At 68.5% G+C, this 11735-nt stretch carries 6 protein-coding genes; 4 read left to right on the forward strand and 2 right to left on the reverse strand.

Translation table 11 applies throughout. From position 1 onward, the window contains the following. Positions 1-14 precede the first annotated feature (14 nt). Positions 15-3080 (forward strand): M14 family metallopeptidase, encoded by a 3066-nt coding sequence (locus tag V9F06_03970; GenBank protein ID MEI2616788.1) that lies wholly within the window; start codon positions 15-17, stop codon positions 3078-3080. Between the two features lie 45 nt (positions 3081-3125). Here the strand turns inward: V9F06_03970 and V9F06_03975 are convergent, their stop codons facing one another. Both V9F06_03975 and V9F06_03980 read right to left on the reverse strand, forming a co-directional pair. Next, positions 3126-4730, reverse strand: a complete 1605-nt coding sequence (locus V9F06_03975; protein ID MEI2616789.1) for a hydantoinase B/oxoprolinase family protein — start codon at positions 4728-4730, stop codon at positions 3126-3128. A gap of 17 nt (positions 4731-4747) precedes the next feature. Further along, entirely contained in the window at positions 4748-6748 is a 2001-nt protein-coding gene (locus V9F06_03980; GenBank protein MEI2616790.1) for a hydantoinase/oxoprolinase family protein, read from the reverse strand. A gap of 170 nt (positions 6749-6918) precedes the next feature. Between V9F06_03980 and V9F06_03985 the strand changes: the two genes are divergently transcribed. Genes V9F06_03985 through V9F06_03995 form a run of 3 tightly spaced genes read left to right on the forward strand, consistent with a single transcriptional unit; the run spans position 6919 to position 11734 of the window. Next, a complete protein-coding gene (locus V9F06_03985; protein ID MEI2616791.1) occupies positions 6919-8118 on the forward strand; it encodes a glycosyltransferase in 1200 nt (399 codons plus the stop codon). After that, positions 8100-9026, forward strand: a complete 927-nt coding sequence (locus V9F06_03990; GenBank protein ID MEI2616792.1) for a lysylphosphatidylglycerol synthase transmembrane domain-containing protein — start codon at positions 8100-8102, stop codon at positions 9024-9026. Before V9F06_03985 ends, V9F06_03990 begins: the two co-directional genes overlap by 19 nt. Beyond that, positions 9023-11734 carry a glycosyltransferase 87 family protein gene (locus V9F06_03995; GenBank protein MEI2616793.1) on the forward strand — a complete coding sequence of 904 codons (2712 nt, stop codon included), beginning with the start codon at positions 9023-9025 and terminating at the stop codon, positions 11732-11734. The genes V9F06_03990 and V9F06_03995 overlap by 4 nt, the downstream gene beginning before the upstream one ends. Position 11735: the final 1 nt, after the last annotated feature.

The following is an 11735-nucleotide window of genomic DNA, read 5'->3' on the forward strand; positions in this document are numbered from 1 at the left end:
CAGGAGGAGATGACGTGGATACAGTTGGATGGACTGCCGATCGTAACGGCGACGGTTTCGTAGACGATATCGCGCCGAGGCTTGTCATCAATCCACCGCGGGGCATGGTTGATCGCGACTTCTGCGCGCGACTGATCGACCTCGCCGCGCGGCTCGGCCTGGAGACGCACGCGCTGACGCTGCCGTTCGCCGTCGTGGCCGGCATGGCCAGGACGGACGATCGGCCAGACCTGACAGTCGCGACTGCCGGCGATCTCCCCGTCCTTCCGGCGCCAACCGCGTTGGGCGACGAGCGAATCGGGAACCCGGGAGAACCGTCCTCCTGTCTCACTGATCTGTTCACGATCCGTGGCGCGCTTGCCGACACCGATGGCGACCTGCTGCCGGACATGACCCGGCTGACCTTCGACCTGCCGGTCGAGATGCCGGCCCAGCTCGCGGCGTCGCTAGCCAATTTCGCGGCGCGCGTCGGGCTGGAGACCGGCGGCGTCACTCTGCCACTGGCCCGAGAAGGTGGATCGCGATTCGTCGTCCGGCCCGATATCGGCACGTCCCGTGTCACCGCAAAGGACGGCGGCTGGCTGGCAGAAGGTGACGCGATCGAGCTTGCCGATCTGCTCGACCGGGTCGCCGGCGAGTGGCCGCACCTGGCTGCGCCGGAATGCGGCGGAGTCGGCCAGTCCCTGGCCCGGCTTCGGCGCTGGCTGGCCGGGGACGGTCCCGAGCCGAACGATCCCGGCGCGGTGCTCTGGGAGCGCGAATGGGAAGCCGACTGGGAGGTCGACGGCGCTGTGGCGGCGATCGCGGAGTTGCCGAATAACGCGTTGGATGGTCGCCGGCTGGTCGTCTTCGCCAGCGAGCCGCCCGACATCCGGCGTGAGCTGGAAGAACGACTCGTGGCCGATCTGGGCTCGCGGGGGATCGACATCGACATCGTCGTCCTCTCCGCGTTCAAGGCCGGCCTGTCCTGGCTGCGCGAGGTCGTCACGCCGGCGCTCGTCGCGCTCCCTGCGTCGCCTGCCCGCGTGCGGATCGCCTACCGCCGGATGGCCGAGGTGAACACGCTCGACATGCCGATTCGCTGGCTCCAGGAGCTGTTCCCCGGCCCGGAGCTGATGGCTGCTGAGCTGGGCATCGATCCGGGCGCGATCGAGATGGTCGAAGCAGGTGATGACACGCCGGCTACCTTCGTTGCCGACGCGTTCGATGCCGAGGGCGCAAGCCTGGGTCGCTGGACCTGCACTCCGCCGTGGCGCGCACAACCGTTCGTTCCGGCGCTGGGAGACGAGCCGGGGCGCGTCGTTGTCACGACCGGGGGCGTGATGGCCGCCGATGGCGATTCCTGGCGCGAGCTGGCGCGCGTGCCGACCGATCTCGAGACGTTCTGGGAGTTCTGGCAGGGTGTGGTGGTTCCCGATCTCTTGCGGCTGGTTGAGGAGGCCGGCGCGCGAGCCGTGTCGCAGCCATTCTTCGGCGAGCTGTTGGCGGAGGTCTGGGTCAGCGAGCCGAACGAGCGGCTCGGTGTCCGCGAGGAGAACGACTCGGCGGCGGAAGCGTTGGCCGAGGATATCTACTTCACGACGCTCGACGCGATCGAGCTGTTCGGGCAGCGCCAGACCGGTGACACGCTCTCCGCGCCGGGCGCAATCGTCCCGATCGTCCGGGTCAGTCCCGGCGCGGCCCCGTGCGCACGGGTCACCCTCCGCGCGGCCCCGTCGCGTCCGTCGCTTCCGTATCCGGATTTGCGTGTTGCCGAGCTCCGGCTCGACGGCAATCACCTGGCGATGTCGATTGTTGCGACCGTCGACGGCGATCCCGCTGCGACCCTTGCCCGTCTCCAACAACTGGCGACGATGGAGCTTACCGACGGACGCGACTTGATCGCGGCACGTGTCGTCCTCAACGACACAACCGTCGACCTGACGCTCTCCCTTACGTCCCCGCTCGTCTCCGGTCCCTCATCCCCCGGCCCTCGCCCGTCGATGACGGCGAATCTGCACGGCGATGCCATCGTCGAGATGGCGGAGTCGCTGGCTGCTGCGCCGGAGGTGACTGCCTGGATCGAGGACTGGTCGTATCAGAGCCGGCCGATCCCGGCGCTGTCACTGGCTGCGCCGTGCGAGGGGCGGTTGCGTTCGCCACTCAAGGCAGCGATCCTCAAGCCGACCTACCTGATCGTGGCCCGTCACCATGCGAACGAAATCTCCAGCACGAACGCCGCGTTCCAGCTCGCCTGGCTCTGCGCGAATGAGCCACACTGGCGACGCTACCTGGATGCGGTCAACATCGTCATCCTCCCGTACGAGAATCCCGACGGCGCGGCCCTCCACGCCATGTTGGCGAGCTTCCCCGAGTCGCAGACCTGGAAGCACCACCCGGCGCGATACAACGCGCTCGGCTTCGAGTACGGCGCTGACCACCTCAACCCGGACAGCCGCTTCGGCGAGGCCCGGGCACGCGGGTCGCTCTGGCGGCGCTGGTTGCCCGATGTCGTCGTCGACAATCACGGGGTGCCGTCACACGAGTGGGTCCAGCCGTTCGCTGGCTACGGCTCACCGCCGCGCTTCCGTGTCTCCTACTGGATCGTTCAGGCGTTACTCTACGGGATCGCGTCGTACCTCGATGACCCGGATGCGCCAGAGCAGCGCGCATCGGTCGACGCCCTGCGCGACGCCGTCTCGGCGAAGGTCCGGGATAGCGATATCGGCGATTGGAACCGTGTCTACGGCGCGAGCTACCGCGCGTGGGGCCAGTCGCGCGAGCCGGAACGCTTCCCCGGCGCGTTCCACGACGACATGCTCTGGCACGTTGCGGCTCTCGAGCCCGGGTCGCCCTATCGCGGCTTTCACCTGCTCTACCCGCGCACGACGGCCCTCTCCTGGATCACCGAGGTGAACGACGAGACGGCCGAAGGGGAGCATCTGGAGCGAGTGGCCCGCGCCCATCTGCTGGCCAACGAGGCGACGCTCGACCTGCTGGTCGCTGCCGCATCGCCGCCCGAAGCGCGGGCGATCGATCACGGTGACGGAGCGACAACCTGGCGGGTCGGTCGCCGGAGGCCGTTACTGGTGCGTGGCTAACGAGCGGGCGGTTGGTGCATCGCCCCCGACCGCGCAGCGGATACACTAGCGAGATGTTGGCCGGCCCCAGCCGCCGCCGCCTGGCGATCGGATCGAGAGACGGTCGCCTGGCTCGGCCATGAAGCGCACCTTGCCGGGCAGTGGTTCTTCGACGCCATCGCGCAGCAGGACGTTTGCCCCTCGCTCGCCCGGTTCGCCGCCCTGGAGGCCCCACGGCGCGATTCGGCGACGTTCGGTCAGCAGTGTGACTTCAGTCAGCGTCTCGAAGGCGATCTCGCGAACCAGCCCGTCACCGCCGCGCGCTGCGCCAGCCCCGCCGGAGCCATCTCGGAGCCGGTACTCGGTGATCCGCATCGGGTAGGCGAACTCGAACGCCTCGACCGGGGTGTTCAGCGTGTTGCTCATGTGGACATGGACTCCGGAGAGACCGTCCAGCCCCGGCCGAGCGCCCATTCCGCCACCCATCGTCTCGTAGTAGGCGAACGGCTGGCCGGTGCGTGGGTCAGTCCCGCCGGCCGTGACGTTGTTCATCGTCCCCTGGCTGGCGGCGGGGATGATGTCCGGCAGCGCCTGAGCCAGCGCGCCGAAGATGACATCGGTGATGCGCTGGGAGGTCTCGACGTTGCCTCCGGCCACTGGCCGTGGTGGACGGGCGTTCACAACGGTCCCGGCCGGCGCAATCACCGTGACCGGCGCGAAGGTGCCGTGGTTGGACGGCGCATCCTCGGGCATCAGACACCGAACGACATAATACGAGGCCGACTTGGCGACGGCCGCGACGGCGTTGATGCTGCCGCGCGATTCGGGCGCTGTGCCGGTGAAGTCGACGGTCATGTCACCGCCGCGGACAGTGACGGTCGCGCAGATCGCGATCGGCTCCGCAGAGACGCCATCGTCGTCGAGATAGTCAGTGAACGTAAACACGCCATCGGGGATCTGCTCGATCGTTGCGCGAGTGATCCGCTCGCCGTAGTCGATCAGCGCGTCGATATGGGCGTTGAGCGTCGCGAGGCCGGCCCGCTCGACGAGCTCCTGGACGCGGCGGGCGGCGGTGCGGTTGGCGGCGACCTGAGCGGTGAGGTCGCCCCGCCGCTCGTCGGGCGTGCGGACGTTGCGCAACAGCAGCCGCAGCGCCGCCTGGTTCGGCTCACCCGCCTCCCACAGCTTGATCGGCGGGATGATGATCCCCTCCTGATAGATCTCCGTGGCGATCGGCATCGAGCCGGCCGAGATGCCGCCGATGTCGGCGTGGTGGGCGCGGTTTGCGGCGAAACCAGCCAGCACCCGCTCGCCAGACTGCCGGACGAATAGCGGTGAGATCAACGTGATATCCGGCAGATGGGTGCCACCGAGAAACGGGTCGTTCAGCGCGATCACATCGCCGGGCAGGAATCGCTCGAACTCCGCCAGCGCGGCTGCGACGGAATCCGGCATCGACCCGAGGTGAACCGGGATGTGCGCCGCCTGGGCGACCAGCCGGCCGTGTCGATCGAACAGTGCGCATGAGAAGTCGCGCCGCTCCTTGATGTTCGGCGAATAGGAGCTGCGCGTCAGCACCGCCCCCATCTCCTCGGCAATCGCCGTCAGCGCGCTGCGGAAGATCTCCAGACTGACCGGATCGACGACCGGCGCTTCAGGTTGGCTACTCATCCCTCATCCCCTTTGCCTCATCCCTGAATAATCAGATTGCCGACTTCGTCGTTCGTCGCGCGCCAGCCGGGCGGGACGACGAGGGTCGTGTCGTACTGGGTGACAATCGCTGGCCCGTCGATGTAGTGGCCAGGCTCGAGAGTGGCGCGATCGTAGATCGGGGTGTCATGACGTATCGCCGCGCCGTTGACGCCGAAGACGGCCGGGAGCGTGAGCGCGGAAGTCGCCGGACGTGGATCGAGCACAGGCTGGCGCGCGATTCGCGGCGGTGTTGCAACGCCGCGCGCCTTGACCCTGACGTTGACCACCTGGACGCGCTCTGCCGGGTCGCTGTAGCCGAAGCGACGCTCGTGGGCGGCGTGGAAGTCCTTGATCGCTGCGTCGAAGTTACCGGTGTAGGGGATAACCAGCTCGTACGACTGCCCGACATACCGTAGGTCGAGCAGGCGCTCGATCCGGATCAAGTCGGGCGCGATCCCTTCCGCGGCAAGGTCGCTCTCTCCGGTTGCCGCGAGCTCGGCGAAGGCCGGCTCGATGATGCTGATGGCATCGGCTGCGTCGACCATGACGGTGCGGACGTAATCCTTCAGCACGTCCGCGGCGAGCATGCCGAGCGCTGAGAGGACCCCCGGCGTCGCCGGCGCCAGCACCCGCGGGATGCGCAGCGCGGCCGCCAGCTCGCAGGCATGCAGCGGGCCTGCCCCGCCGAAGGCGACCAGGCTGAACCGCCGTGGGTCGTGCCCGCGTTCGACCGAGATCACGCGGATCGCAGCCTCCATGTTCGCGTTGGCAATGCGGATGATGCCGAGCGCTGCTTCTTCGACGCTGCCCCCGAGCCGGTCAGCGATTGTTTCGACGGCAGCGCGGGCCGCGTCGACATCGAGCGTCATCGTGCCGCCGAGGAAATTGTCGGGGATCAGCCGGCCCAGGACGACGTTGGCGTCGGTGACGGTTGGCTCGACCCCTCCGCGCCCATAGGCGGCCGGGCCGGGGTCGGCGCCGGCCGAGCGGGGGCCGACGCGAAGCGCGCCGCCGAGGTCGAACCAGGCGATGCTGCCTCCCCCCGCGCCGACGGTGTGGATATCGATCGTCGGGAGTCGGGTCGGGTGGCCGCCGATCTGACCGTCGGTCGTCTCGCCAACGGCTCCGTCGATCAGCGCGACATCCGTCGAGGTGCCGCCCATGTCGAAGGTGATCGTCTGGCTGAAACCGGATGCCCCGCCGACGAACGCCGCGCCGACGACCCCGGCGGCCGGGCCGGAGAGCAACGTCCGCGCCGCCTCTCGTCGCGCGGTCGCCGCCGATATCGAGCCGCCGTTCGATTGCATGATCCGTAGCGGCAACCCATCCGGCAGCGCTTCCTCAAGCCGGGCGAGGTAGCGGTCCATCAGCGGGCCGACGTAGGCGTTGAGCACGACCGTGCTGGTGCGCTCGTACTCCCGGAACTCTGGCAGCACTTCGAAGGATGCCGAGACGTGCAGGCCGGCCGCGCGGGCGGCAGCGGCCACCGCCTCCTCGTGGGCCGGGTTGGCGAACGAGAACAGCAGGCAGACTGCGACCGACCTGACTCCACTATCGACCATGGCCTGGACGGCCCGCGTCACCGACTCGGCGTCGAGCGGCGTCATGACACCACCCCGCTCGTCGAGTCGCTCGATGACCTCGACCCGACGGTCGCGGGGAACGAGCGGCTCCTCGCGCGTCACACGCAGGTCATACAGCTTCGGACGGGTCTGGCGGCCGATCTCGAGCACGTCGCGGAATCCAGAAGTTGTGATCAGCCCGGCCCGCACCCCCTTGCGCTCGAGCACCGCGTTCGTCGCGACGGTTGAGCCGTGGACAAGCGCGTGCATCCGGTCCAGCACGCCGAGCTCGCGCAACCCCTGGACGATTGCCCGGTCGGGGCTATCGGGAGTCGAGAGCACCTTGTGGACGCGGATATCATCCCCGTCGATGACAACGAAGTCGGTGAACGTTCCGCCGGTGTCGACGCCGACGAGCGCTGAGCGTTCCGTCATCGGGGCTGGCCGTCCATTTCGTTCGAGTGCGTTGCCGGCGCGGAGCCGGTTGCGCTGGCTTTGCCGTCAGCCATCCAGGCTGACCGGTGACAGTGATTGTAGTGCAGCGCGTCACCGGATCTGGCCGATTCCCTGCGGCAAGCAGCGCGGAACCACTACAATGCCCTGTCGTGAGAAGCACACCGCGTGTCTGCTATGCCGGGACCTACGAGCGGGACTATCCGCGTAACCGGATCGTCATCGACGCCCTGCGCGATGCCGGCGCACAGGTGGAGGAAGCGCACGCGCCAGTCTTCGAGCGCAGGCGCGATAAGAGCAGCGTCGGGCTAGCCACGCTGGGCGGCCTGGCCGTGAGACTGGCGCTCGCGTACCTGCGGCTCATCCCGGACGTTGCGCTGCGTCTGCTGCGTTGCGATGCCCTGATGTTGGGGTATGTCGGACAGCTCGACGCGCTCGTCCTCGCCCCACTTGCCCGACTGTTGGGCCGGCCGGTGATCTTCAACCCATTGGTGACACTCACCGACACGGTCGTTGAGGACCGCGGCCAGTTCGCGCCCGACTCAGTGCCGGCCCGCGCCATCGCGCTGCTCGACCGGCTGGCGCTTGGCATCGCCGACCTGGTGCTGGCCGACACCACCGAGAACGCACGCTACATGTCTGAGCGGTTCGGCGTTCTGCCGGAGAAGATCGTCGTCGTGCCGGTCGGGTCCGACGAGGGCGTGTTCTTCCCCTCCGAGCGCGCGACAGATCGTCCGGGTTGCAGCACCGAGGCCGGGCGGACGACGGACGACCCGCTCGACGTGCTGTTCGTCGGCAAGTTCATCCCGCTCCACGGGATCGAGACGGTCGTTCGCGCAGCGGCGTTGCTGGAGCGGCGTAGCGTCCCGGCCCGCTTCGAGCTGGTCGGCACGGGCCAGACCTATCAGGCGGCGCGGACGCTGGCGAACGAGCTTGGCGCACAGTCGATCGCGTGGACGGATTGGATACCCTTTGACCGGCTTGGCGCACGGTTGCGAGCCGCGGACGTCGTGCTGGGGGTGTTTGATGGCGGAGCGAAGGCGGCGCGGGTGATCCCGAACAAGGTCTACCAGTCCACTGCCTGCGGCGTCGCGACCGTCACGCGCCACTGTCCCGCCATCGAGACGTATCTGCACGACGGCGAGAACGCCTTGCTTGTGCCGCCAGATGATGCGGAGGCGTTGGCGCAGGCGATCGAACGGCTCTGCGACACGTTGCTCCGCCGCGAGATCGCCGCCGGGGGCCGGTTGGCGTACGAGCAACGAGGGTCGCAGGAGGCGGTGGCGCGGGCGCTCGCGCCGGTCGTCGCGCTGGCTCGGGACAGGGGGCGCGCGTGGCGCGATCGCGGCTGATCGTGCCGGCGATGTTCTGGATCGGGCTGCTGGGCGCGGTCGTCGCGCTGTGGCTCTCGGGCCAGGCGTCTGGCGCGTGGGCGCAGGTTCGCGCGGCGCGATGGTTGCCGCTCGTTCTCGTTGTGGCCGGCGGTGTGGCGCTGCCGCTCGTCCACGCCGTGCGCTGGCGCTTGCTGATGCTGGCGCTGGAGGTCGATGTGCCGACGGGTCTGGCAGCAGATGTCACCGTTTCCTCGTCGCTGGTCAATTACGCCGGCCCGGGCTTTCTCGGCGCGCCGGCCAAGGCGCTCCTCGCCAATCGCGCCGCCAACGCGCCCTACGGTAAGACGATCGTGACGATGGCGTTCGAGCAGGGGCTGGATTTCCTGGTGCTGCTGACTGGCTCGATCGTGGCGGTGTTGTTGATCGGAACGGGTCCGATCAAGGAGGCGCTGTCCGGTCGTGGCCGGGTGGCGCGTATCGCGCTGGTCGTGGTCGTCGCCGTCGTCGTCGCGGTGATTGCCGCGGTCGGGCGTGCGCGCATCCGACGCGGAGTTGTGCGGATCGTTGAGGCGTTTCGAACGCTGGGTTCGCGGATCGACCGGCCGGCCGTCGCCTGGTGCACCGCCGCGCTCTGGCTGCTGCAGGCGGGCGTGGTCGCGGCGCTGCTCTGGGCTCTCGGGCTGCCGGCAACGCCGACGACGGTCATTTCGCTCGCAACGATCCCGCTGCTGCTGGGCCAGATTGTGCCGCTGCCGGGGGGGATCGGGGTGCGCGAGGCGGCGATCGTTGCGCTCTCCGTCCCGGTCGGGATCAGCAGTGGTGGACTGCTCGGGTTGGCGATCATCCATCGCGTCCTGCTCGTCGTCGCGCTGCCGCTGGCGCTCGTCGTCGTGCGGCTTGCGCGCCGGATCGGAGCGCTGCGATGAGCGCGCGAGCACGGTTCGCAGATCCGACCTCGCGGAGGCTGCTAGCTCTGTTCCTGATCGGCGCGGCAATCCGGCTGGCGGTGATGCCGTTCACCCTCCATTTCGACGCCTACCAGATCTACTCCCGCGCCGCCGAGGCTGCTTACCATAACAAGTGGTTTGGCTTCACCAGCCAATTCCTCATCCAGGAGCTGCACAACGTCTGGCTGCTCCTCATCCGCCCACTCCTGCCGGACAGCGCCGGCATCTGGTCGTCGAGCGCTTCGACGCTCGGCGTCGGCGCGACGCGGGCCGACTACGAGCGCTTCCTCGCCTACGAGCATCTGTACCGGCTCATCTTTCTGATGAAGCTGCCCTATGTCGTGGCCGACCTCGCCTGCGCCTGGGTGCTGACGCGGCTCATCGACCCGCCCCGCCGGGTGGCGGTGGCGGCATTCTGGCTGCTGAACCCGCTCGTGATTTTTTCCTCGGCGATCTACGGTCGCCACGACAGCATCGCCATCCTGCTGGTGCTGCTCTCACTGCTTGTCGTGCGTCCAGGGACGGACACCCGACGGCTGGCGGGGCTGGGGCTGCTGGGCGCAGCGACGTTGATGCGGTTTTTCCCGATCGTCGTCGTGCCGTTCTTCCTGCTGGCGTTTCGACGTTCACGCCGGCAATTGGCGCTCTTTCTCGCGATTCTCTTCGGGATGGCCGCGCTCGTCGAGATCGCCGGGCTGGCGACATCCGGCAAGAGCACGTTCCTGACCGTCATCAACAGTTATGAGCACCTGCAATATTGGTTTGACGCCGGATTCTACTTGCGGTTCGATGACTGGATCTTCCTCTTCCCGGTTGCCTACACGGTCCTGCTGCTCTGGATAATCGAGCGTGGCGTTACCCCGGACGAATACCCGCGCCTGTCGGCGGTCGCCTTCCTGCTGGTGTTTGGCCTGACGTTCTTCCATCCGCACTACGCCATCTGGCTGGTCCCGTTCCTGGCGCTGACGATCGCCTGGCAGCCACGGATGGTCGTTTATCACGCGATACAGGTCGTCTGCGTGCTGGTCTACTCGGCGCAGTGGGGGGCGTGGACGACCTGGAACCTGCTCGAGCCGGTGCTGGGCAGCCGCGTTGCCAGCCTGCCCGACCCGGTCGAGGCGATCTCTGCCCAGATCGAGCCGCGCATCTTCTTCGGACTGTTCCGCTCGTTGCTAACAGCCATCTCGCTCTGGATGGCCTGGCGTCTGCTTCGCGACCTCGGGAGAAAGCCCCTCGAACCACGGGGACCGAAGATCGCTGCCATCACCCCGACGTCTCCCACTGGCAAGGCCGCGCTGGCCGTCGTGTTGTTGCCGGTGCTGCTGCTGACTACTGGCTGCACGGCGCGGGTGACTGGCTACTCCAGCCCGATCACGCACGACTACGCCGGGTTGACGTGGCAGCCGTTGAAGACCACGCTGACCCAGCCGTTCCTTGCCGGAACGGGCATCGCGGCCGCGATTGCCGATAATCCGAAGACGACGCCGGTCGAGCTACAGCAGCGACAGGCGGCGCTGCCGGCCGATGCGCGCTCCGGCGAGCTGGACGAGTTGCGCGTCGCTCTGCGGCTCGACGTCGAGCCGGGTCAGGCCTGGGAGACCGGCGCGCGTCTCCAGCTCCGCTACGACCCGGACCGCGACCCGCGCTTTCCCGAACGCGACTTCCACGCTTGGGATCCCGCCGATTCCTGGTTGCCCGGTGGCGGACTGACGACGACACAGTCGTTCGTCTCCCCCTACGACCGGCTGGCAGGCGTGACCGTGCGCGTCGCGACGTTCGGCGGCGACCTCGCGCCGGGGCTTGCGCTCGTTGGAGATCGACCGGTCGATATGCTGGCGCTGCCGGTGGAAGGCAATCTGCTCGTCACGCTGCCGGCCGGCGCGACGGCCGAGGCGCTCGGCAGCGCCGAGGGCTGGGCGCGGGTACGGCTGGACGATGGACGTGAGGGATTCGTGCCGCTCGATTCGCTGGCTAGCGTAACGCCACCCGCGTCGCGGCCGGCCGGTCCGCTGAACGTCGCGCTATTGGACGCTGACGGAGTCGTGCTGCGCGAAGCCAGCGTGCCGATTGTGGAGCTCCACGACAACAGCCACCTGACGATCCGCTTCGACCCGGTCGAGGACGCGGCCGGCCGGGCGTTTGTGTACCGATTCGATGTTCCGTCTGGCGTCACGCTGCGCGTGTCCGACACCGACACATACCCCGACGGCGCGCGCGACGGCACGGCGGATGATCTCGTCTTCCGGCCGGTTTACGCCGAACAGCCGCTGCTGGCCGATGCGCAGGTGGATGCGCTGCCGCGGTCCGGCGACTGGGTCGCGTGGCGCAATACGCCGGCCGTCAGGTCGGGAACGACGGTCGCAGTCTCGCTCGTGCCGGCAGAAGTCCCGTCACATTCGCTCCCCGCCCGCCCGGATGCGCCGGAACTGCTAGTCGGGACGACGCCGGGTCGGGTGCCGTACGGCGGCTGGCCGGCCGACGGTCTGGCGGAGCCGGGTAGTCTGGGTGTCCAGACGCGTTACGCGCGCAATGTCGACCTCGGCGGAATCGCTCGTTCCGGTGCGTCGGCGCTGCGGGCCGGGGCGCGAGCGGATGTCGGGTTCGCGGCGCTCCTCGTGGTCGCCGTCGCGGGGCTGGTGGGCGCCGCTGCCCTGGCAGGGTCTCGGCTCGTGCGGGAGGGAAGCTAGG

This window comes from Thermomicrobiales bacterium (genome assembly GCA_037045155.1).
In the GTDB taxonomy this organism is placed as follows: Bacteria; Chloroflexota; Chloroflexia; order Thermomicrobiales; family CFX8; genus JAMLIA01.